General features: G+C 46.4%; 28 protein-coding genes. All 28 read left to right on the forward strand.

The window, feature by feature from the left end; translation table 11 throughout:
- The coding region (locus EV210_RS22900) for a hypothetical protein (RefSeq protein WP_207900751.1) at window positions 1–298 on the forward strand (298 nt) is incomplete at its 5' end.
- Window positions 299–379: 81 nt separating this feature from the next.
- Window positions 380–754: a hypothetical protein gene (locus EV210_RS16055; RefSeq protein ID WP_132082367.1), complete on the forward strand. Its 375-nt coding sequence runs from the start codon at window positions 380–382 to the stop codon at window positions 752–754.
- Window positions 754–1,938 (forward strand): DUF2800 domain-containing protein, encoded by a 1,185-nt coding sequence (locus tag EV210_RS16060; protein WP_132082368.1) that lies wholly within the window; start codon window positions 754–756, stop codon window positions 1,936–1,938. The genes EV210_RS16055 and EV210_RS16060 overlap by 1 nt, the downstream gene beginning before the upstream one ends.
- Window positions 1,935–2,531 carry a DUF2815 family protein gene (locus EV210_RS16065; protein ID WP_132082369.1) on the forward strand — a complete coding sequence of 199 codons (597 nt, stop codon included), beginning with the start codon at window positions 1,935–1,937 and terminating at the stop codon, window positions 2,529–2,531. The genes EV210_RS16060 and EV210_RS16065 overlap by 4 nt, the downstream gene beginning before the upstream one ends.
- A gap of 54 nt (window positions 2,532–2,585) precedes the next feature.
- Window positions 2,586–4,547, forward strand: coding sequence for a DNA polymerase (locus EV210_RS16070; RefSeq protein ID WP_132082370.1), 1,962 nt, complete (start codon window positions 2,586–2,588; stop codon window positions 4,545–4,547).
- Between the two features lie 4 nt (window positions 4,548–4,551).
- Entirely contained in the window at window positions 4,552–4,854 is a 303-nt protein-coding gene (locus tag EV210_RS22905) for a hypothetical protein (protein ID WP_207900752.1), read from the forward strand.
- A gap of 337 nt (window positions 4,855–5,191) precedes the next feature.
- The gene (locus tag EV210_RS16080) at window positions 5,192–6,559 is read left to right on the forward strand and encodes a DEAD/DEAH box helicase (RefSeq protein WP_132082441.1); all 1,368 of its coding nucleotides are present in this window, start codon (window positions 5,192–5,194) and stop codon (window positions 6,557–6,559) included.
- A complete protein-coding gene (locus tag EV210_RS16085) occupies window positions 6,549–7,529 on the forward strand; it encodes a DNA-methyltransferase (RefSeq protein ID WP_132082371.1) in 981 nt (326 codons plus the stop codon). The genes EV210_RS16080 and EV210_RS16085 overlap by 11 nt, the downstream gene beginning before the upstream one ends.
- A gap of 10 nt (window positions 7,530–7,539) precedes the next feature.
- Window positions 7,540–7,716 carry a hypothetical protein gene (locus tag EV210_RS22735; protein ID WP_165898936.1) on the forward strand — a complete coding sequence of 59 codons (177 nt, stop codon included), beginning with the start codon at window positions 7,540–7,542 and terminating at the stop codon, window positions 7,714–7,716.
- Window positions 7,706–10,024 (forward strand): virulence-associated E family protein, encoded by a 2,319-nt coding sequence (locus tag EV210_RS16090; protein WP_132082372.1) that lies wholly within the window; start codon window positions 7,706–7,708, stop codon window positions 10,022–10,024. Before EV210_RS22735 ends, EV210_RS16090 begins: the two co-directional genes overlap by 11 nt.
- A gap of 275 nt (window positions 10,025–10,299) precedes the next feature.
- Window positions 10,300–10,587 carry a VRR-NUC domain-containing protein gene (locus EV210_RS16095; protein WP_132082373.1) on the forward strand — a complete coding sequence of 96 codons (288 nt, stop codon included), beginning with the start codon at window positions 10,300–10,302 and terminating at the stop codon, window positions 10,585–10,587.
- Window positions 10,588–10,719: 132 nt separating this feature from the next.
- Complete coding sequence (locus EV210_RS16100; RefSeq protein ID WP_165898942.1) at window positions 10,720–11,973, forward strand: SNF2-related protein; 1,254 nt, start codon at window positions 10,720–10,722, stop codon at window positions 11,971–11,973.
- Between the two features lie 2 nt (window positions 11,974–11,975).
- Entirely contained in the window at window positions 11,976–12,233 is a 258-nt protein-coding gene (locus EV210_RS16105) for a DUF3310 domain-containing protein (RefSeq protein ID WP_207900753.1), read from the forward strand.
- Window positions 12,226–12,561, forward strand: coding sequence for a hypothetical protein (locus tag EV210_RS16110; protein WP_132082376.1), 336 nt, complete (start codon window positions 12,226–12,228; stop codon window positions 12,559–12,561). The genes EV210_RS16105 and EV210_RS16110 overlap by 8 nt, the downstream gene beginning before the upstream one ends.
- 127 nt (window positions 12,562–12,688) lie before the next feature.
- Window positions 12,689–12,817 (forward strand): hypothetical protein, encoded by a 129-nt coding sequence (locus EV210_RS23350; RefSeq protein ID WP_279388511.1) that lies wholly within the window; start codon window positions 12,689–12,691, stop codon window positions 12,815–12,817.
- A gap of 33 nt (window positions 12,818–12,850) precedes the next feature.
- Window positions 12,851–13,600, forward strand: a complete 750-nt coding sequence (locus EV210_RS16115) for a terminase small subunit (RefSeq protein WP_132082377.1) — start codon at window positions 12,851–12,853, stop codon at window positions 13,598–13,600.
- Window positions 13,593–14,996: a phage terminase large subunit gene (gene terL / locus EV210_RS16120; protein ID WP_132082378.1), complete on the forward strand. Its 1,404-nt coding sequence runs from the start codon at window positions 13,593–13,595 to the stop codon at window positions 14,994–14,996. The genes EV210_RS16115 and terL overlap by 8 nt, the downstream gene beginning before the upstream one ends.
- A gap of 16 nt (window positions 14,997–15,012) precedes the next feature.
- Window positions 15,013–16,488, forward strand: coding sequence for a phage portal protein (locus EV210_RS16125; RefSeq protein WP_207900754.1), 1,476 nt, complete (start codon window positions 15,013–15,015; stop codon window positions 16,486–16,488).
- On the forward strand, window positions 16,478–18,328 hold the full coding sequence (locus tag EV210_RS16130) for a minor capsid protein (protein ID WP_132082379.1): 1,851 nt from the start codon (window positions 16,478–16,480) through the stop codon (window positions 18,326–18,328). The genes EV210_RS16125 and EV210_RS16130 overlap by 11 nt, the downstream gene beginning before the upstream one ends.
- Window positions 18,307–18,456 carry a hypothetical protein gene (locus EV210_RS22740; RefSeq protein ID WP_165898937.1) on the forward strand — a complete coding sequence of 50 codons (150 nt, stop codon included), beginning with the start codon at window positions 18,307–18,309 and terminating at the stop codon, window positions 18,454–18,456. The genes EV210_RS16130 and EV210_RS22740 overlap by 22 nt, the downstream gene beginning before the upstream one ends.
- A gap of 66 nt (window positions 18,457–18,522) precedes the next feature.
- Entirely contained in the window at window positions 18,523–19,119 is a 597-nt protein-coding gene (locus EV210_RS16135; protein ID WP_132082380.1) for a phage scaffolding protein, read from the forward strand.
- Window positions 19,120–19,144: 25 nt separating this feature from the next.
- A complete protein-coding gene (locus EV210_RS16140; protein ID WP_132082381.1) occupies window positions 19,145–20,212 on the forward strand; it encodes a phage coat protein in 1,068 nt (355 codons plus the stop codon).
- Window positions 20,213–20,217: 5 nt separating this feature from the next.
- Entirely contained in the window at window positions 20,218–20,589 is a 372-nt protein-coding gene (locus EV210_RS16145) for a head-tail connector protein (RefSeq protein WP_132082382.1), read from the forward strand.
- A complete protein-coding gene (locus tag EV210_RS16150) occupies window positions 20,583–20,945 on the forward strand; it encodes a hypothetical protein (RefSeq protein ID WP_132082383.1) in 363 nt (120 codons plus the stop codon). Before EV210_RS16145 ends, EV210_RS16150 begins: the two co-directional genes overlap by 7 nt.
- Window positions 20,946–21,449, forward strand: coding sequence for an HK97 gp10 family phage protein (locus EV210_RS16155; protein ID WP_132082384.1), 504 nt, complete (start codon window positions 20,946–20,948; stop codon window positions 21,447–21,449).
- Entirely contained in the window at window positions 21,442–21,873 is a 432-nt protein-coding gene (locus tag EV210_RS16160) for a phage tail terminator family protein (RefSeq protein WP_132082385.1), read from the forward strand. The genes EV210_RS16155 and EV210_RS16160 overlap by 8 nt, the downstream gene beginning before the upstream one ends.
- Window positions 21,866–22,060, forward strand: coding sequence for a hypothetical protein (locus EV210_RS16165; protein WP_132082386.1), 195 nt, complete (start codon window positions 21,866–21,868; stop codon window positions 22,058–22,060). Before EV210_RS16160 ends, EV210_RS16165 begins: the two co-directional genes overlap by 8 nt.
- Window positions 22,060–23,370, forward strand: coding sequence for a phage tail sheath family protein (locus EV210_RS16170; protein WP_132082387.1), 1,311 nt, complete (start codon window positions 22,060–22,062; stop codon window positions 23,368–23,370). Before EV210_RS16165 ends, EV210_RS16170 begins: the two co-directional genes overlap by 1 nt.
- Window positions 23,371–23,383: the final 13 nt, after the last annotated feature.

The following is a 23,383-nucleotide window of genomic DNA, read 5'->3' on the forward strand; positions in this document are numbered from 1 at the left end:
CAACACCGGCGATTACTCCGCGGCCACCAACACCGGCAATCGCTCCGCGGCCACCAACACCGGCTATCAGTCCGCGGCCAGCGTGGAAGGTAAGCAGTCAATTGCTTGCGGGCTAGGAGTCGAAAACAAAGCCAAAGGCGTGATAGGCTGCTGGTTAGTCTTAGCTGAATGGATAGACGCTGGTACTGAATGGCGCTTAGAATCGGTTAAATCTGTTTTGGTAGACGGAGATATTATCAAAGCCAACACTTGGTACAAGCTTCTTAACGGTGAATTTATAGAGGCTAAAGATGACTAAATCATCTTGCAATAAATGCCCACAGCGGAATTTTTGTATTCCAGATGAATGTCCAAAATTAAATTTTAGGGGGAAACTTACATGCATATTACAATCGACGTTAACATCAAAGGTTTGGATTTTTTAACTGCTCTCTTAGGTCAGGTTAAAACAGTGGAAGAAACGAAGAAAACCGTATCCCCTCGCGGCAATAAGTCTGCCGCGCAAAAAGCTCCAGAGCCAGAACCGGCTGCTGAAGATCCCACTGAAAACCCGAGTGCGCCTGTTGAAGAAGTTGACGAGCTCGCCAAAATTCCGACGATAGAAGAGTTAAAAGCTGCTGCAGTCGAGAAAGGCAAGACTCCTGAAAGTAAGGCTGCAATTAAAAAGTTACTTGCTTCTTTCGAAAGTACATCGATATCAGCTATCCCTGAAGGTAAGCGTGCTGCATTCTTAGCCTCACTGGAGGATCTATAATGGCCGCGCACGCATTACTGAGCGCGTCAGGAGCAGCTAGGTGGATTAATTGTCCGCCTAGCGCCCGACTGACAGAAAAAATGCCGGACAAAGGCAGTTCTTATGCTGATGAAGGGACTGTAGCCCATAAGCTTGCGGAGATCAAACTCCGTCGGCGTCTCACGCCATGCAACTCCAAACAGAGGGATGCTCTGGCTAAAGAACTGGAACAAGTTAAACAGGATCAATATTACAATACTGAAATGGAAAACACCATCCAGGAATATGTAGAGCAAGTGGAAGAGCGCTATACGGAAGCAAAAGCCCGGTCAAAACATGCGCATCAGATACTGCTGGAGGAGCGGATAGCCCTTAGCGAATGGGTACCAGAAGCATTCGGCACCTGCGATGTGGTGATTATCTCCGAAGGGGTATTAGAAGTAATTGACCTCAAATACGGTCAGGGTGTGCCGGTTAGTGCAGAAGGTAATCCACAAATGCGGCTTTACGGCCTGGGAGCCTGGAACGAATACAGCTACCTGTATGATATTAGCGAAGTGCGCATGACTATCATGCAACCACGTAGGGACAACGTGAGTACTGAAGTATTGCCACTCGACGAACTGCTTTATTGGGCAGAAAAGGTAGTTAGACCAGCAGCGCAGCTTGCTTTTGCAGGAAAAGGGGAGTTTAATCCTGGCGATCATTGCAAATGGTGCTTGGCGAAAGCTAACTGCAAAGCCAGGGCCGACAAGAATATGGAGGTTCTATCCTATCAGTTCAAAGATCCGGCTTTGCTCACCATTGAAGAAATCGGGGCTATCCTATTTATCGCCGATCAGCTGCAATCCTGGGGTAAGGATGTTAAAGATTTTGCCTACAACCAAGCCTTAGCCGGAACAGTTATCCCACAGTGGAAGCTCGTCGAGGGCAAAAGTGACCGGGTAATTAAGGACACTAAAGCCGCTAAGGAGGCCTTGCTTGCTGCCGAATTTCCCTTAGATGATATTGTAAAACCTCAAGAGTTGATGGGCATCAGTGCTTTAGAAAAACGCTGGGGTAAAAGAACCATTGCATCAACATTGAAAGACTTGATTATTAAGCCACCTGGCAAGCCCGCATTGGTTCCGGAAACGGACCGTAGACCACCGTTAAATAGTGCTGAGAATGATTTTGCTGATATTGAAATGGAGGAATTATTATGACACAAGACAATCAATCTACAAAAGTTATTACCGGAAAGGTACGCCTATCGTTTGTTGCTTTATTCACTCCGTCATCCATTGATGGCGGTGATGAAAAATTCTCTGCTGTGCTGATGATTCCTAAAGATGATAAAAATACGCTCAAAATGATAAAAGCGGCTGTAGATGCCGCTAAGGAAAGCGGTAAAAGTAAAAAATGGGGCGGTAAAATTCCCCCCTCATTGGATCTGCCTCTACATGACGGAGATACCGAGAAGGACTTGGAAAAGTACCCAGAATTTGCTGGTCATTATTACGTTAACGCCAAGAGCAACACTAAGCCTGAGATTGTGAAGCCAATCGGTAAAGGTGCTGACGGAAAAATGAAGTTCCAGGAAATTACCGATACAACCGAAGTCTACTCCGGATGCTACGCCCGGGTAAGCCTGAATTTTTACCCCTTTGACAAAAAAGGCAATAAGGGTGTTGCCGCAGGCCTTAACAGCGTCGTGAAAGTTCAGGACGGCGAATTCCTAGGCGGACGATCCAGTGCGCAGGATGACTTCGCTAACGTAGAGTTTGATGATGGCGATGATGAAGATTTTATGAGCTAATTTAAAACGGGGACTCTACGGAGTCCCCCTACTTCTATCATGGGGGAACAGATTATGTCTGTTTTACAAATTGACATTGAAACCTATTCCAGTATTGATTTAACAGAATGTGGTGTATACCGGTATGTGGAAGCGCCAGACTTTGAGATTCTTTTATTTGCTTATGCTTATGATGATGAACCTGTCCGAGTAATTGACCTGCTGGCCTTTGAGGATGTACCGGAGCATGTTATGCGGGATCTAGTAAACCCTGCTATTACGAAAACTGCTTACAACGCCAATTTTGAGCGGACTTGTATTGCCAGGCATTTTAATATCTCATGTGATCCGCGTCAGTGGAAATGCACGTCCGTACACGCCCTAACACTTGGTTTGCCCGGTAACTTAGCCGGTGTCGCTGAGGTGTTGAAGCTGTCCGCGCAGAAGGACACACGCGGCAAGAATTTGATCAAATATTTCTCCATTCCTTGCAAGCCAACAAAATCAAACGATCAGAGAACACGCAATTATCCACACCATGACCCGGATAAATGGGCTGAGTTTGTTGAGTATTGCCGGCAGGATGTAGTAGTAGAAAGAGAAATACGCCGTAAGATATCACGCTTCCCGGTGCCAAAGCATGAATGGGATTTATGGGCGCTAGATCAGCGCATTAATGATTTTGGCGTTCGGCTAGACCGGTCACTGGCGCAGCAGGCAATTCTCTGTGATGACCAGTACGGGGCTCGCTTAGTCCAAGAGTCACAAGAACTTACTGGACTGGATAATCCCAATAGCCTAACTCAACTAAAGGAATGGCTGGCAAATCAAGGACTGGAAACACCAGACGGCTTGGCCAAAGATCAAATGCCTGCCTTACTGAATGCCGCGCCAAACGACCAGACAAGGCGGGTACTGGAACTGCGACAGGAAATGTCCAAAACCAGCGTAGACAAATTTAAAGCCATGGAGCGTAGTGTATGCACTGACGATCGTATACGGGGAACCTTTCAATTTTGTGGGGCGAATCGTACCTGGCGATGGGCTGGGCGCATTTTTCAACCGCACAATTTACCACAAAATAAAGTAGAAGACCTTGCAAGAGCGCGGGGAATCCTCTATTCTGGAGATTTTGACTTACTAGAGATTATATATGGTTCACCTCCATTCATCCTCTCTCAGCTCATCCGTACAGCCCTTGTACCATCGCCGGGTTACCGGTTTATTGTATCCGACTTCAGTGCCATTGAGGCGAGAGTCGTAGCCTGGCTTGCTGATGAACAGTGGGTACTGGACGTATTTCGGGGCCATGGCAAAATCTATGAGGCCACTGCTGCCCAAATGTTTCATGTGCCACTAGATACTATCATTAAAGGCCATGAGAATTACGCATTAAGGCCCAAAGGCAAAGTTGCTGTTCTGGCCTGCGGGTACCAAGGGGGACCGGCGGCACTAATTGCTATGGGAGCGCTGAAAAGCGGAATACCGGAAGAGGAATTGCCGGGGATTATCAAGCATTGGCGGAAAGCCAATCCAAATATAGTAAAGCTTTGGTACGCCACAGAGAACGCAGCTGTAACAGCGGTACGGGAGAAAACCACAGTTAAACTAGCTCACGGCGTGCAGTATCGTTATGAAGCCGGCATACTCTTTGCAGATTTGCCAAGTGGCCGTAGCCTAGCCTACGTAAATGCCAAGATAAAACCTGATCCGAATTTCGGCAAGGATGGCATTGTATTTGAAGGCATGGATCAGATAAAGAAAAAATGGCTACCTCAACGAACCTATGGCGGCAGACTAGTGGAAAACCTGGTACAAGCTATTGCCCGCGATTGTCTGGCAGTTAGCATGCTGCGGCTTGATATCGAGGGATATCGGACGGCAATGCATATTCATGACGAGGTTGTCCTGGATGTTCCCAAAGAATCTGGCTCAATTAAGCACGTAACCGCGGTAATGGGACAGCCCATTGAGTGGGCGCCAGGGCTCCCGCTGTCAGCTGCCGCATTTGAATGCGACTTTTATCAAAAGGATTGATGCCATGAAAGTATTAGTTGCTTGTGAAGAAAGTCAGGCAGTGACAATTGAGTTGAGGAAATTAGGAATTGAAGCATACAGCTGCGATATTGAACCATGCAGTGGAGGTCATCCAGAATGGCATTTACAGCAAGATGTTATACCGCTACTAAAAGAAAAGTGGGATATGATAATTGCTTTTCCGCCCTGCACTTATTTAACCAACGCCGGAGCAATGCGCCTCCGTGTGAAGGGAGTAATACAAGAGGACAGAATGCAAAAGGCACGTGAAGCAAAAGAGTTTTTTTTTGCAGTTTTACAATGCTAATTGTCCGATAGTCGCCGTTGAGAATCCGTTGCCCGGCAAGATCCATGGGCTTCCTCCTTACACTCAGATAATTGAGCCATATATGTTTGGTGACCCGTGGAAAAAAAGAACTTGTTTATGGCTGCGCGGACTACCGCAGCTCAGGGCAACCAATATAGTAGAACCAAAGGGGCTTTGGGTTGACAGTACATCTTCGAGGCGAGATTCTCGCATATACAGCAAATATGAGTTATCACCAAATAGAGATCAGAAAACAAGGTCAAAGACTTTCGCCGGGATTGCCAAAGCGATGGCGGAACAATGGGGATCAGTAATAAAAGACGAGGAGGTGACATCCATGCAAGACTATGAATCTTTTATTTTAAATAAGCGTGCTATCGCATTTCCTTCAGGCTTCTATGAAGACAACTTTCATCCTAGCCTATTCGACTTTCAGCGGGATCTAGTCCGCTGGGCCTTACGCCGAGGACGGGCAGCCATATTCGCCGGCACGGGATTGGGCAAGACGCGTATGCAGATTGAATGGGGACAAAAAGTGCATCAACTGTCCGGGGGAGACGTGCTGCTTTTAGCTCCATTGGCCGTAGCCATGCAGACAATCAGAGAAGGCGCGGCGCTCGGCTATGAACTCCATTTCTGCCGATCCCAAAATGACGTAAAGCCGGGGATCAATGTAACCAACTACGAGATGTTACACCACTTTGAACCGATTCTTTTCGAAGGAGTTATCCTGGATGAAAGTTCCATACTCAAATCGTTTACAGGAAAAATTCGTACAGAGCTGATAGAGTCCTTTGCCTATACTCCCTATCGGCTAGCCTGCACAGCAACGCCGGCACCAAATGACTATATGGAAATTGGCAATCACGCTGAGTTTTTAGGCGTCATGGGCCGTTCGGAAATGTTATCGATGTTCTTTGTTCATGATGGCGGTGAAACGCAGAAGTGGCGACTAAAAGGACATGCTGAAGACGTTTTCTGGCGCTGGGTAGCCTCCTGGGGTGTAGTATTGGAAAAACCGTCTGACCTTGGCTACCCGGATGATCAGTATATATTACCTCCGCTGACCATTAGTGATACGGTTATCGAAGTCGAAGGGGAGCCTGCTAAAACATTATCCCAAAGGCTGAAGGCTCGCCGGGAAACAGTAGCTGAGAGAGTAGCAGCCTGCGCTGAGATCGTTAATGCCACCAGTGAGTCTTTCCTGGTCTGGTGCGACCTGAATATCGAATCAGAAATGTTGACGGCTGCCATCCCTGGTGCTGTGCAGGTAACGGGCTCAGACAAGCGAGAGCATAAGGAACGAGCTATGCTAGACTTCTCCGCAGGAAAGATCCGCGTTTTAGTCAGTAAACCCTCGCTCTGTGGATTTGGCATGAACTGGCAACATTGCGCAAACATGGCCTTTGTGGGACTGTCGGATAGTTTTGAACAAGTATTCCAGGCCGTTCGTCGCTGCTACCGTTTTGGACAAACAATGCCTGTACAAGTGCATATGATTACCTCCAGCCGGGAGGGGGCTACTGCCGAAAACATCAAGCGTAAAGAAGCGGACTTTCAGAAGATGGTTACGGAAATGATTAAGTACACCAAAGATATCACTGCCGAATCTATCCGATCTGCTGAGCGGGATATTACCGAATATAAAGCATCCACACCTATCATAATTCCGGCGTGGCTGAGGAGTGAGTTTATTGCAAGCTAATACCATAAACCAAATCATTGAACCGGAATTTGCGATCTATAACGGCGATTGCGTAGAGATTGCCCGGAGTCTGCCGGATAACAGCGTTCACTACAGTATCTTTTCTCCACCGTTCGCCTCGTTATACACCTATTCGAACAGTGATCGTGATATGGGCAACTGCAGCAGTGACGGTGAGTTCTTTGAACACTTCCGTTACTTAATCCGGGAATTATACCGGGTCATTATGCCAGGGAGGCTAGTCAGTTTTCACTGTATGAATCTGCCAACATCAAAAACCCATCACGGTTATATCGGTATCCGAGATTTTAGGGGCGATCTAATCCGCGCTTTCGAGGCCGAAGGCTGGATATACCATTCGGAAGTATGCATCTGGAAGGACCCCGTTATTGCACAGCAGCGGACAAAGGCACTCGGCTTGCTGCATAAACAGATCGTAAAAGACAGTGCCATGAGTCGGCAGGGCATACCGGATTATCTCGTCACAATGCGAAAACCCGGCATTAACCTGGAAGCGATTGCCGGTGAGTTCGAAGAATTCGTTGGATCTGGACTGGACGTAAGCCGAGAGGCTTATGACCAGCATGCGGCCAAAGTCAGGGGAAGCGGGCGAGAGCCGTGGCCATTTGAAATGTGGCGGTCCGTGTCCGTATGGCAAAAGTACGCTTCCCCTGTCTGGATGGATATTAACCCTAACAATACCCTGCAATACAGGTCAGCCCGCGATGAGAAGGACGAAAAGCACATATGCCCACTGCAGCTCGAAGTTATTGCTCGCGGCATAGAACTTTGGAGCAATCCAGGTGACATTGTATTTAGCCCGTTCGCGGGCATCGGTAGTGAAGGATATCAAGCAATCAAGATGGACCGGCAGTTTGTTGGGGTAGAACTCAAAGAAAGTTATTATAAAATTTCTGTTAACAACTTGCGAGCGGCAGTACAGGAATCATTTGAAGCTCTATTGGGATGAGGTGATAAGCATGGTCTACATTATGGGTAGAGTATTTGCAAAGACAATTGAAGAGGCCGCCCAGTATGTATTTGACCGATTAGAGCGAGAAGGCTTAATTGGTGAACCAAGAATACGGCCAGCGAATGTGCAGCCTAATCCGCATCTGTGCTGGTGGGAGTACGGGGTGCTGTGCCATGGAACTTGATATTAGCTTTGGTAAGCATCGTGCTGATACGAACTGGAAACCAGAATATCTGACTTGGGAAGAATTTCTGAAATGCCTGCGCAAAGTACGCCGGACACCGGAAGTTATGGCGCAGTATGATCTGATGGATAATATCGCCCGGCATAAAATCAAGGACGGGCCTGCCTTCGTCGGCGGGCTTGTCCGGAGTGGCCGGCGCAAAAAAGAGAACATCGACACACGCAGTTTAATTACACTGGATGCCGATCATGCGGATAATGACTTCTTATTCACCGTAGAACTCGTATTAGGTGGTAACGCCTACGCCATATACTCTACGCATAGTCATAGACCCAAAAAGCCCAAATACCGCCTGGTGGTGCCAGCTGATAAACCTATGAGCCCTGATGAATACGCTGCTGTGAGCCGGAAGCTAGCAGAGAATATTGGCATGGAGTACTTTGACAAAACTACTTTTGATGTAGCCCGCCTGATGTATCTGCCGAGCTGCTCACTAGACGCTGAACCTGTTCTGGAAATCGGGGTAGGTGATCCGGTTAGCGTCAGTACGCTGCTGGCTGAATACGACAACTGGCGTGATCCCTTGCAATGGCCGCGGCATGCAGGCGAAACAATTAAACAGCAGTCAGCTAAGCGAATGGAAGATCCGAGAGCCAAACAAGGCGTAGTAGGTGCATTTTGCCGATGCTATACGATCAGTGAGGCTATTGATGAATTCCTCCCAGACATATATGAGCAAGTGGCCGGCAGTACATCTAGGTATACATTTATAGGCGCTTCAAGCTTTGGCGGGTTTGTAGTATATGACGAGGACACCTTTGCCTATTCTCACCATGAGAGCGATCCCTGCAGCGGCAGAGAAGTAAACGCCTTTGATTTAGTTAGACTCCACAAGTTCGGTAAAATGGATGACCGGGTAAACGAGAAAACGAACGTCACCAAGCTACCAAGTTACATGGCTATGATGGCCTTTGCCGCGAATGATAAAAAAGTAAAGCGGGAACGCTTGGCAGAGTTATCGGAGGAATTTGCCGCCGATGATACGGAGGATGACTCGTGGCAAGACAAATTAGAAGTTGACGCGAAAACAGGTCTACCCCAACCGACTGCGGCCAATACAGAGCTACTACTATCTCACGGTGTATGGCAGGGTGTTTTGGCTTATGACGCTTTCGGTAACTCTGAAGTCATTCAAAAGGCGTTGCCCTGGCGGGAACGGGAGCGGCCACATAAATCGTATGAGCCCTGGCTGGGAGCTGATGATAAACGGCTGCAGCATTGGTTTTCAAAAAAGCATGACTTTAATTCATCCAAAGCCATACAGAACGCATTTACGGAGGTGGTGCATATGAATACGTTTCATCCAATAAAATCCTATTTGGAGAGCTTCGTATGGGATGGTGAGGACCGGGCCGAGAAACTGTTTATCACCTATCTGGGAGCATTAGACAGTCATTATGTACGACAAGTAACCCGTAAGATGCTGTTAGCCGCCATTAAGCGGCTATATATGCCCGGATGCAAATTTGATGAAATGCTGGTGCTAATCGGCCCACAGGGAGCCGGGAAAAGTAGCTTGTTGGCGAAGTTGGGCCGGGAGTGGTTTTCCGATAGTCTCAGAACTTTTGAGAATAAAGAGGCCGGAGAGCATTTACAGTCTGGCTGGATATTTGAGATTGGCGAGCTATCGGCCATGAAACGGTCTGAGGTAGAAGAAGTGAAAGCTTTTTTATCCAAAACAGAGGACCGTTACCGAGTAGCTTATGACCGCCAAGTATCGGAGTTTCCTCGCAAGTGCGTATTTTTTGGTACAACGAACACAAGAGACTTCTTAAGAGATGCTACTGGCAATCGGCGTTTTTGGCCTGTTGAAGTTCATCCAGAAAAGGCTGAACTAAGCCACTGGAGTCATCTTACAGATGATGTGGTTGGCCAAATATGGGCAGAGGTTATGAACTGGTTTAAGGCGGGGGAATCCTTGACGCTGGATGCTGAATCGAGAGAGGAAGCTACAAGGCAGCAGGCTTTGCATATGGAACTAGACCCCCGGGAGGGACTTATCCAGGAGTGGCTGGAATCGCCTATCGAGGAAGAGTGGGATAGCGAGAATAAGGGAGAAGTGCGTACGCGTGTATGTGCCGCCCAAATATGGACGGAGTGCCTGGGGAATAAAAAAGGATCTATGCGTGCATGGGAAGGACGAGAAATTTGTGACATCCTGCGTCGCATACCTGGGTGGAAAGAGAAAAAAAACCGAACGCGCATACCCATATACGGACTGCAACTTGTTTTTGAGCGTATCCAATAAAGCTTTTTCATTAGATATCTATTAGATACAGTTAGATATTTGATGTATCCAGTGTATCAAATGTGTATCTAATACAAATAGGGTGTTAGAAACAGCTAGACCATTGTAACTACAAGCGTTTGCGGTCAGTTGTATCTAATGTATCTAATTATTTCTATTCGGATGTTAAAAGTAAATTAGCATATGGCTTTAGTTAAGTAAAGGCCTATGCTAACGTGTAATATATGTCAAGTACGCGTATGTGAAGGATTTACGGATACAGGGAGTGGTACAAAATGCGTGAATCATTTTTAGAACGTAAGCTAATTGATGCCGTCAAGCAGATTGGCGGTAAAGCCCCTAAATGGGTATCACCCGGTAACACCGGTGTGCCAGACCGAATTATAATTTTACCCGGCGGCCGTACGGTATATGTCGAGATGAAAGCACCAGGGAAGCCGTTAAAACCTATGCAAGTAAAATGGGCTAGCGACCTTCGGAAGTTAGGTCATAATGTTTATAAAATCGACTCACTATCCGGCATAGAGAAATTCATAGAAGAGTGCAAAGGGGGTGATGCCTAATGAAGTACATCCCACACCAGTATCAGGAATATGCCACACGGCGAATACTGGACACGCCATATATTGCGTTACTGTTGGAGATGGGCTTAGGTTAGCAAAACAGTATCGACATTAACGGCCATCGATTTACTGCTGCATGACTACTTTGATAGTGGCAAAGTGCTAGTAGTAGCGCCATTACGGGTAGCAGATGATACCTGGGCCCGTGAGGTTGACAAATGGGACCATCTTGGGCATTTACGGATTAGCAAAGTTCTGGGCAGCGCTGATCAGCGCAGGCGAGCTTTACGGGCAGATGCCGACATATACGTCACGAATCGCGAAAATATCGAATGGTTGGTAAGTGAGCTAGGGACAAGCTGGGATTTTGATACTGTAGTGATAGATGAGCTATCCAGTTTCAAAAACCATCAGTCAAAACGGTTTAGGGCTTTACGGCGTGTACGGCCAATGATTAAAAGAGTAATTGGCCTTACGGGTACACCAGCACCAAACGGACTAATTGACTTGTGGCCGCAGATTTACTTGCTAGATCAAGGGGCTAGACTTGGGAAAACGATCACGGCCTACCGGGATCGGTATTTTATCCCCGGTGAACGCAGCGGCCATGTGGTTTATAACTGGAAGCAGAAAAAGGAATCAGAACAGCGGATTTATGAAGCGATTGAAGATATCGCTGTCAGCATGAAATCAGCCGACTGGCTGCAGCTTCCTGAGAGGGTTGACCGTACTATCCCAATTAAGCTAAATAATAGCGCCAAGGCCTTGTACAAACAGTTAGAGAGGGATTTATTGTTACCATACCAGGATGCTGATGTAGTAGCCTCTACGGCAGCTGTACTGAGTAATAAGCTGTTACAGATGGCCTCCGGGGCAGTGTACGATGAAGAACGGGGCGTTAAGCTGATTCATGAAGCTAAACTGGATGCCTTGGAGGATATCATTGAGGCGGCTAACGGAAAACCGGTTATGGTGTTTTATAACTTCAAACACAGCCTTAGCCGGTTGCAAGAGCGTTTTCCGCAAGCACGGATACTTCGCAAAGGCAAAGACGGTAATCAGGATATAGCAGATTGGAATAGCGATAAGATACCGCTACTATTATTACATCCAAAGTCTGCCGGACACGGCTTAAACCTTCAGGAGTCTAGTTGCCAGACGGTTGTGTGGTTTGATCAAATATGGAGTTTGGAAGAGGACCAACAGGCAAATGCCAGAGTACACCGACAGGGGCAAACACGACGAATCGTAGTCTTGCGTCTGGTAGCAGAGGGGACGATGGATGAAGATGCAGTACAGGCTTTAGAGCGTAAGGCATCGGGGCAAGAAGCGTTAATGCAGTCACTAAAAGCGAGAATTGATAACATTACGAAAGGGGTAGCATGATTATGTCTGATGGAACAGCAAAATCCCAAACGCATTACCAGCAGGCCGATATACAACCTATTGAGATTATGCAGATGTATTTGACTCCGGAAGAGTTTCGGGGATTCCTGAAAGGGAATTTGATTAAATATAGCCTCCGGGCCAATTTCAAGGGAAATGAGCAGGTAGATATTGATAAGGCGCATCAATACGCCAAGTGGTTAGGGCAAGCGCTTAGAGGCGAAACAATTAATCCGAGGGAGGATAAGCTGTATGGCTAAGCAGCGAAAGAAATGGTATTGTCAGGATTGCCGTTGCGATATGATGTATGATTTAAAAAGTGATTCCTGGGTTTGTCCCCAGTGCAAAGTTTATGTAAGTTATCCTATAGACGGCGATTCGTATGTAGATGATGAGGTAACGAGCATGATGAGGGATTTAGCCCGGACACACGGACCAACTAAGGAATATCTTCCTTCAGGCCCCCCAGCAAAAGGGAGCGGGAGTAAGAACAAAGGCAGGAGTCGAAAAGGGGAAATGCAAAAGCTATCGATAGCACAGATTAACCTAGGTCTTGCGGGGACTTCGAAGCACTTTGAGAGCAGGTGAGGGTTGACAAGAGTTTGACGTATCAGGTATACTAAATTTAATTGGTTCGAACACATACGAGTTTACATAATATGACCGCCTATATAGGCGGTCTTTCTTTATGCCTATTTTTAGGAGGGTGGAGACGATGAACAAAGGTACACAAACAACTGATAAGCCTAAACCTAGGCCCGAAATTACTCATACTGCTATTGTGCATCCGCCAGTGCCACCCCGGGGCAAGAAAGGCGGTCGTGTAACAGGCATACTCAGATAAATCCTTGATAAGCGTGAAAGCGAGGTGAAAGTTATGGCGATAACAGATAAACAGGAGAAGTTTGTACAAGCGATTATTACAGGTATGTCGCAGCGTGAAGCCTATCGTTCCGCGTATCCCAAAAGTAAAAATTGGGCTGATAATGTCGTGGATGTTAAGGCTAGTGAGTTATTGAAAAATGGTAAGGTTTTGGTAAGGTATAACGAGCTTCATGACAGGCTGATAAAAGAAGCTGAGGACGAATGTATTGTTTCTGCAAAAGAAGTTCTAAGAGAGCTAAAAAATATCGTCATGACGGACACTAACGAGCTTGTAGAGCTACGTCGATGTTGCTGCCGGTACTGCTGGGGAGAAAATTTCCAGTACCAGTTTACCATGAACGAGTTTAAATCCAGGCAAGCGAACTATGAGATTGAAGCCGCGGTTGCCGTCAAAGAAGGTAAGGAAGTAGAACCGTTTAATCCCCTTGGCGGTATGGGCTACAATGCTACCAAGGAGCCAAATATAGTTTGTCCAGAATGCTTTGGACAGGGAGTATATACCTCCTTTTTCCATGATACACGCAACCTTTCTCCTGCTGCCAAGTCACTCTATGCTGGCGTAAAGGTAACGAAAGACGGTATCGAGGTAAAGATGCATAGCAAGGATAAAATGATTGAACTTCTCGGCCGACATCTGGGCATGTTTAAGGATAAGTTAGAGATTGAGAATAAAGTAGCTAATCCTTATGAAGGCTTGACAAAAGAGCAGTTGTTGAAACTTGCTCGTGAAGGCGATGGATAAAAAATTAATACAATTAGGTGCTAGGGTAGAACTTGCCAGGCGTGAGTTCTTTTTTTATTGCCGTCTAAGAGCACCGAAGTTTTATAAATTAAACCGTCAGTACTTGAATCATTTATGTTATGAGCTGCAGGACTTCTATGAGGGGGACGATGAGGTATTAGTCGTTAACGAACCCCCGCGTCATGGCAAGTCACGGACGGCAGGCCTCCTAGTAGAGTGGGTATTTGGTAAGAACGATCAAGAGAAGGTAATGACTGGATCGTACAATGAAACCCTGTCAACCATGTTTTCTAAAAATGTCCGTAATGCCATTCAGGAAGTGAAAGCAGATATTTACAAGCCTGTTTTTTCGGACGTTTTTCCAGGTGTTCGCATTAAGCCTGGTGATGGAGCAATGAACCTATGGAGTTTAGAAGGCGGTTATAATAATTACCTTGCTACTTCTCCTACTGGTACTGCTACGGGTTTTGGCTGTACGCTCATGATCATTGATGATTTGATCAAAAACGCAGAGGAAGCCAATAACGAAGATATAAAGCAGAAGCATTGGGACTGGTTCACTAATACGATGCTGTCCCGTCTTGAAGAAGGCGGAAAAATCATTATTATCATGACCCGCTGGGCTTCAGATGATCTTGCAGGCCGGGCTTTAGAGCATTACCGGGAGCAGGGAGCAAAAATCCGTCATATCTGCATGAAGGCGCTGCAGGATGACGGCACTATGCTTTGTGAGGAAGTTTTATCCCGTAAAAGCTACGAGGCCAAGAAAAAGGCAATGGGTGCTGATATTGCCTCCGCTAACTATCAGCAGGAGCCGATTGACTTGAAAGGTCGGTTATACACTAAATTTAAAACGTATAGCCGTCTACCGATGGACGAAAACGGTAATTCGCTATTTACAGCAATAAAAAATTACACCGATACGGCTGATACCGGGGATGATTACCTGTGCAGTATTAATTACGGCGAATATGAAAAAGAAGCCTATGTCCTGAACGTACTTTACACTAAAGCACCAATGGAGGACACCGAACCGGCTACAGCCAAAATGCTGCATGATGATAAAGTCGATGTAGCTGATATTGAAAGCAATAACGGCGGCCGAGGTTTTGGCAGGGCTGTTGAACGGATATTGCAAACTAAACACCGGAGCAACCGAACACGAATTAATACTTTCCACCAATCGAAAAACAAGAAAGCCCGAATCATATCAAATTCTACTTGGGTTATGGATCACGTTTACTTCCCGGCCAATTGGCGGGACCGGTGGCCAGAATATTACGAGGCGATGATTAAATACCAGAAGGAAGGCAAAAACAAGAACGATGATGCCCCGGACGCAACAACCGGCATAGCTGAAAAAATCGGCCAGGGCAACAGAATGGGATTTGATTAACAGGAGGTGATAACATTTGTATTGGACAGACCAAACAGGGCAGTTTATCCAGCTTATTAAAACTGGAGCCGGTAGCCGCATGAGCGATTTAAAATTTATTGAATTGGAATTAACCAAGTTCCAAACCTCACGGTTGCGCCGGGACATGCTGACCGGTGAGCGGTATTACTGCGGCGAACAGGATATTTTAGCCCGCCGCCGTATGGTGATTGGTGAAGGCGGTAACCTGGAAGAAATCAAAAACCTGCCGAACAACCGGATTGTCGACAATCAATATGGTAAGCTGGTGGATCAGAAAGCGAATTACCTGCTGGCCAAGCCAATTACCTTTAAAGCTGAGAACGACAGTTACAGCAAAGTGCTGCAGACAATCTTTAATAAGCAATTCCTGCTGACCATGCGGAATCTGGGCGAAGATGCGTTAAACGGCGGCATAGCCTGGCTGCACCCGTATTATAATACCGAGGGTGAGCTTACGTTTAAGCGTTTCCCTTCTTACGAGATATTACCGTTCTGGGCTGATGCTGAACACACTATGTTAGATTTTGCTGTTCGGGTATACCAGGTAGAAGCCTACGAAGGTTCCGTGGAAGTAACCATTACAAAGGTTGAAATCTACGATAAACAGGGCATACACCGGTACATACTGAAAGGCAGCTTAATTCCGGATGTTGAAAACCCGTCAACCGCTCATATGCAAATTGAAGATGCCGAGGGCAACACAAAAGGCTACAATTGGGACAGAATTCCTCTTGTAGCCTTTAAGTTTAACAATAAGGAAATACCGCTCATTAAGCGGGTAAAGTGCCTACAGGATGGCATTAACGATCTGATCAGCGACTTTAAGAACAATATGCAGGAAGATGCCCGGAATACTATCCTGGTGCTGCAGAACTATGACGGTACAGACCTTGGCGAATTCCGGAAAAACCTCAGCCAGTACGGTGTGGTTAAGGTCAGGACGGTTGATGGTGTCGGCGGTGGTTTGGAAACGCTGGAAATTACGGTCAATGCGGCAAATTATGAAGCAATATTGAAGCTCTTGAAAAAAGCCCTGATTGAAAACGGCCGGGGCTACGACGCTAAAGATGACCGCATGGCAGGAAATCCAAACCAAATGAACATTCAGAGCATGTACAGTGACATTGATCTGGACGCAAACGGCATGGAAGCGGAGTTTCAGGCCTCTTTTGAGAAGCTTTTATGGTTTGTGAATATGCATCTTGCCAATACCGGCCAGGGTGATTATTCCGGAGAAACAGTCAATGTGATCTTTAACCGGGACATTCTGATCAACGAAACGGAGAGCATCGATAACTGCTCGAAATCCATCGGCATTATCTCGACTGAAACTATCGTGAGTCAGCACCCCTGGACTGCTGACGTTAAACAGGAGCTAAAGCAAATTGCAGCTGAGAAGGCACAGCAACAGTCGGAAATGGATGAATACAAGGCGGCATTTGAAAAGCCTGGTGGCTTAGATGAGACATAGGGATTATTGGCGCAAACGGTTTGAGCAGCTGGAGGAAGCGCAGTTACGGAAAGGGCTTGCCTATTATGATGAGCTGGAGCGCCAATATAGGCTGGCTGCTAAATCATTAGAAGATCAAATAGCAGGCTGGTACGGCCGCTTTGCTCAAAATAATCAGATTAGCTTTGCCGAGGCGAAACGGTTACTGAATTCATCCGAGTTGAAGGAATTCAAGTGGACAGTTCAGGAGTACATCAAGTACGGTAAAGAAAACGCGGTTAATGGTCAATGGATCAAGCAGCTTGAAAACGCTTCAGCCAGGGTGCATATAACCCGCCTGGAAGCCTTAAAACTCCAAATGCAGCAGCAGGTGGAAATCCTGTACGGCAACCAGGTTGACGGCTTAGAAAGAACCATGCGGACGATCTATTCCGATGGTTATTATCATACTGCCTATGAAATCCAGCGCGGTTTCAATGTCGGATATGATTTGCAGAAGTTTAGCAGCCGGCAGCTGACAGCCTTAATTAGTAATCCCTGGACAGCTGACGGTAAAAACTTTACCAATCGCTGTTGGACGGCAAAGGACCAGCTTGTTAATACACTTCATACTGAGCTGACGCAGACAATCATCCGCGGTGATCCACCGGATAAGTTAATCAAAGCAATAGCCCAAAAATTTGAAACTACCAAAAATAATGCAGGTCGGTTAGTCATGACCGAATCTGCTTTTTTTGCGTCTGCAGCGCAGCGGGACTGCTTCAATGACTTGGATGTGGAGCGGTATGAAATTGTAGCGACATTGGACGGGCATACATCTGTTTTATGCCGGTCCCTCGACGGTAAAATCTTTGAAATGAAAGAGTACCAGGTGGGGATTACCGCCCCGCCGTTTCATTGCTGGTGCCGTACGGTTACAGTGCCATATTTTACTGATAGTACCGGCTTTAGAGCTGCCCGAAATGCAGAAGGCAAAACCTACTATGTACCGGATTCTATGAAGTATGAGGATTGGAAGAAAACTTTTGTGGATGGCGGTTCAAAAGATGGATTGAAGGAAATTGCGAAAACTGATATAGTGAAAGCAAGCTTCACACCAGCTAAAACCATTCAGGAAGCCAATCAATATGCTACTGAAACACTGGGCATACCCTATGCCGATTATAAAGGCTTGCACGTTGATGTGGCGAATGGCTGGAATGAAGGGTTAGCAGCCAATTTTGCTAAGTTCCCGGAGCTGAAGGATCAGTTTGGATTTGTTGGCGAATCGCATGCCCGTAATAGTACCATGAAGCCAATAGTGCGGCAGTATTACCTGGAGCAGATGATCAAGCATAATCCTAACGCGAGCCTGGAGAGAATAGAGCGGCATGTTGATAATGAAATAGAAAAAATCATGAATAAGTTAAAGGTACCTTCTAATTCTTACGCTTCAAGTTGGGCGCCACAGCAAGAGCCATTTAGGCGCTTTGCTGGGATTACTTTTAATTCTATTCAAGGTAACGACATTACTAAGCTGCTGGAAAGTCTAAAGGCTGATGTAGCTGGAAAATTCCATCCTATCGGCTGTGATACGGTTAAATCCGTCCTGGATCATGAAATGGGGCATCAGCTAGATAAGATGCTGAAATTGTCCAGCAAAGAGAACATACAAAAACTGTTTGATGCCCGGACGAATGACCAAATCACGGAAGAACTTTCGAAATATGCCTGGAAGAATAATAATCCAAATCGGTACAGCGAATTTATTGCTGAAGCTTGGGCAGAGTATTGTAATAACCAGAATCCAAGACCGATTGCCAAGGAAATAGGGGAAACGATTGAAAGGGAGTATGCCGCTTGGAAAAAGACGAATTCATAAGACGAGCGAAAGAGCTTGGTTATACGGATGAAATGATTGCCGATGATATCAAGCTGCATGAAGAGGCCGAAAAAGAAGGGATTAAGGTTCCGTGGGAACTGAGGTTAGTTGAATTACCGGTTAGTTAAGCATCTACACAGGTTTTGTGTGGGTGCTTTTTTATATCCAAAATGTAACGGGAGGAAGAAAAAAATATGACAAAAGAACAATTAATCGCCCTGGGCCTGGATGAGGCCACTGCAACCAAAATAGCCGCCGCCAGTGCGGAAGAACTGAAAGGGTATGTGGTCAAGTCGGAGCATGACAAGGAGGTGACAGCAAAACAGCAGCTTGAAACAGATATCAAGTCCCGTGACAAACAGCTGGAAGAACTGAAAAAGGTTGATGCCTCCGCCCTGCAAAAGAAAATTGAAGAACTGCAGGAAACCAATAAAACCACTAAAACCGAATATGAAGGCAAAATCAAGCAAATGCAAATTGATACCGCCGTTGATAAAGCCCTGACCGGAGCGAAGGCCAAAAACCTGAAAGCCGTCAGGGCTTTACTCGACCTTGAAAAGGCTGAGCTGGACGGGGAATCCATTAAGGGGCTGGCTGATCAGATTAAGAAGCTGCAGGAAAGCGAAGACAGTAAATTCCTTTTTGATACTGCCGCTGCTCCCGCTAAATTTAAGGGTGTTAAGCCGCAAGAGGGCAGTGACAAGAAGTATCCAACAGACAAGAAACCAAGTGAAATGACCTATGATGAGCTTTGCGCTTATGTGGAAGCAAATCCCGGCGCTGAAATTTAAGAAGGATAAGAGAGGGGATTAATTAATGGCTAAATTTAATTCAAAAACATTTAATCCGGAAGTGTTCGGCAAATATGTTGGCCGTATTCCACAAACCAAGAAAAATGAACTGAAAAAGTCCCGGGCACTAAAGGCCAACAGCGATATTCGTAACGCTTTCAGCAGCAAAACCGGGACAGCTTACGCTACATTGCCCATGTATGGACTGTTGGACGGTGACGCCTTAAACTATGACGGCACTACCGATATTACCGCCACTAGCACCACGACTTTTGAACGGGGCGTTGTTGTTGTCGGCCGGGCAAAAGCCTGGATGGAAAGTGACTTTGCCGAAGACATTACAGGCGGCGCCGGTTTTATGGACAATGTTGCCGTTCAGGTTTCGGAATACTGGGATCAAGTCGACCAGGGTATTTTGCTGAGCATCCTAAAAGGTATCTTCAGCATGACTGGAGCCAATAACCTGAAGTTCGTTAACGGCCATACCTACGATATTACGGTCAATGCCGGTGATGCTGCTTTAGTTGGTGCATCTACGCTCAATAGTGCTATTCAGCAGGCCAGCGGTGACGCCAAATCAAAATTTAAGCTGGTTGTAATGCATTCGGTGGTAGCAACCAATCTGGAGAACTTAAAGCTGCTGGCATATCTCAAACAAACGGACTCTGACGGTATTGAAAGGGAGCTCACCCTTGCATCTTGGAACGGCCGAATTGTTTTGATTGATGATTCGATGCCTGTCGAAGAAGTGGCTGCCGCCGGTGAAACCCCGGCATATACGAAATACACCACCTACGTTCTGGGCGAAGGTGCGTTTGACTTTGAAGACATTGGCGCAGAAGTACCGTATGAAATGAGTCGTGATCCGAAAACAAACGGCGGCCAGGATACGCTATACAGCCGTCAGCGGAAATGTTTTGCTCCGTATGGTATCAGCTATACCAAATCAAACCAAGCAACGCTGTCCCCGACGAATGCAGAACTGGAAAACGGCGCAAACTGGACGCTGGTTAATGATGGCGGCGTGGGTGCGGCCCGGAAATACATTGAACATAAGGCTATTCCGATTGCCCGAATTGTCTCGAAGGGCTAATTGTTATGGAAGAAGAGGTAAAAAATCGACTGGCTTCATTCGGCTATATGGCAACCGCTGCCGATGACTGGATTCTTGGTTTCTGTATTGAAAAGGTTGAAGAGCATATCAAAAATAACTGCAATGTGAGCGAAGTACCGGAAGGGCTTCGCTCTGTTGCTGTAGATATGGCCTGCGGGGAATTCCTGTATGGCAAGAAGCAAAGCGGCCAAAGCGTTGGAATTGAATTTGAGGCGGTAGTGAAGCAAATTACCGAAGGTGATACAACTATCACCTTCGACACCTCTGCAAGCGCAGAGGCCAAATATGACGCTTTGGTGCAGTACTTGCTGCATAGTGAAGTTGATTTTGCCGCTTATAGGTGCATCCGATGGTAAGCGCAGGGCGAAAGGCCATTGAAAGCCTGTACAAAGGGAAATGTACCGTTTTTGAATATCAATCGGTGCAAAATCCCGATACCAAAATTTCTACGCAGCAGGAAGTTGCTGTGTTAACGGATCAGCCTTGCCGGTTATCCTACAAAACCATTGCCAGCACTTCAAGTTCAGATGGTGCGGCCGCCGTTACGCAAGCCGTTACACTGTTCATAGCGCCTGAAATTATCATTAAGCCAGGTAGCAAGATAACGGTTGTACAAAACGGTGTCACAACCGATTATCAAAGCAGCGGCAAACCTGCCGTTTATACCAACCATCAAGAAATTGCACTAGAGCTGTTCCAGGGGTGGGCGTAAATGGGTAAGTGGGGCAAATGCGACTTTAAGCAGCTGCAGCAGCTACAAAAGCGCCTGGAAAAGTTGGATCGTTCAGACGTTGATCAATTCTGTGAGGACTGCGCGAAGGAGCTGGCCGCCCGATTGCTGGCCAAGGTTATTAAGCGTACACCGGTAGGCCAATACGAAGGGGAAGGCAAAAACGGCGGTACGCTACGGCGGGGATGGACCGCCGCCAGTGAACGCGAAGCAGAATTAAGCAGTACATTTGGCGGTGGGACCGGTGCAGCTGCTTATGTAAAAGCCCTGGCCGTAACCAAAAAAGGCAATGTATATCAGATTGAAATTATTAACCCGGTCAGTTATGCGTCCTATGTGGAATTCGGACACCGGACCAGGGGCGGCAAGGGGTGGGTAAACGGCCAATTTATGCTAACGATTAGTGAAGACGAATTGGATAGCCAAGCCCCGGCGATCCTGGAAAGGAAATTAATGAAATACCTGGGGGATGCTTTCAATGCTTAACGAAACCATGACCGGCATTGCCCGAAAGCTGAATGAAACCTTCGGTGATAATTACGAAATTTATATTGATGAGATTAAGCAGGGGTTAAAAGAACCCTGCTTTCTTCTTGTCTGCTTGACCGGCAGACAGCAGCAGGAAATAGGTCCGCTCTACAACCGGGAACAAGCCTTTGATCTTCATTACTTCCCAAAATTGAAAAACTACACTACGGAAGTTAATAGTGTAGTGGATATGCTGAATACGGAACTGGAGTATATTACGGTTGACGGTGCGCTTGTCCGGGGATCCAAAATGACGCATCAAGTAATTGACGGCGTGCTGCATTTCTTTGTGAATTATGACCTGCGAATCCGTAAGGTTATTGATCCTGATCCGGTGATGGAGGATTTAGAAATTATAGAAAGGGTGAAGGCGATTGGCTAAAAAAGAACCAGCGGCCACGTTCAGCAAACAGCAGATATTATCTGCCAAAAAGTATGCAGACCGGCGCGACTTACTGGCCGTTCTGCTCAGTGATGACACGCCGTATACGCTCAACGCAGTTGACAAGCTCATTGAGGAATTTTTGACGAAAGAATTTGATAAACCAAAAGAAAAGGAGGGTGACTAATGGCTTTAGGCGGCGGCACATTCCTTGTGCAAAATAAAACCTTGCCGGGGAGTTATATTAATTTTATTTCCCTTGTCCGGGCTTCTGCGACTCTTTCCGATCGCGGTTATGGTGCCCTGGCTATTGAATTAGATTGGGGGCCGGAAGGCGAAGTCTTCACAGTAGAAAATGCTGATTTTCAAGCTGATTCACAGAAGATCTTCGGCTATGATTACACCAGCGACAAGTTGAAAGGATTGCGTGACCTGTTCCTTAATCTCAGAACGGGTTATTTCTACCGGCTGAACAATTCGCCCGCTAAAGCATCGAATGCATTCGCTACTGCTAAATATGGCGGTATCCGAGGCAATGATCTTAAAACCGTGATAGCCGTTAACATCGATGATGAAAGTAAATTCGATGTTTCGACGTTTTTAGGTACTAACTTAGTCGATTTGCAGACAGTTACGGCAGCAGCCGGTTTAACAGCAAATGACTATGTAACATTTAAGCCTGGTGCTACGCTTGCGGTATCAGCTGGTACACCGTTTACCGGAGGGACAAACGGGGCAGCGATTACCGGCACGCAGTATCAGACCGCGCTGGATAAGTTCGAGGCATATAAGTTTAATACTCTGGGATGCTTATCTACAGAGGAAACCATCAAGAGCCTATATGTAGCCTATACGAAGCGCATGAGGGATGATGTAGGGGCTAAGTTCCAGACGGTCATTTATGATAAGGCAGCTGACTATGAGGGAGTTATTAGTATAAAGAATCAAACTTTAGATTCTGGTGCTCTTGCTTCTTCTGCTGTGTATTGGGTAACTGGTGCCAGTGCTTCCTGCGCTGTTAACCGGTCAAATACCAATAAGAATTATGATGGTGAATTTACTTTCTTTGTAGACTATAAGCAGTCCGCATTAGAAGCGGCCATGAAAGCCGGTTCCTTCATGTTCCATAAGGTTGGGGATGAAGTTCATGTGTTGGATGATATTAATTCATTCGTAAGCGTCACACCGGAGAAGAACATTGATTTTAACTCGAATCAAACTATCCGGGTACTTGACCAAATCGCTAATGACATTGCAGTACTGTTTAATACACAGTATTTGGGCAAAGTGCAGAACAATGCTGCCGGCCGTATTTCCTTCTGGAATGACCTTGTTAAGTACCACCAGGAGCTGGAAGGCATACAGGCTATTGAAGAGTTTAGTCCGGATGATGTTGTTGTGGCAAAAGGTAATGACAAAAAATCTGTTACCGTAACCGATCCAGTGCAGCCGGTTAACTGCATGACGAAGCTTTATATGACGGTTATCGTCAAGTAAGAAAGGAGGGGTA

The organism is Anaerospora hongkongensis, assembly GCF_004339805.1.
GTDB lineage: Bacteria > Bacillota > Negativicutes > Sporomusales > DSM-15969 > Anaerospora > Anaerospora hongkongensis.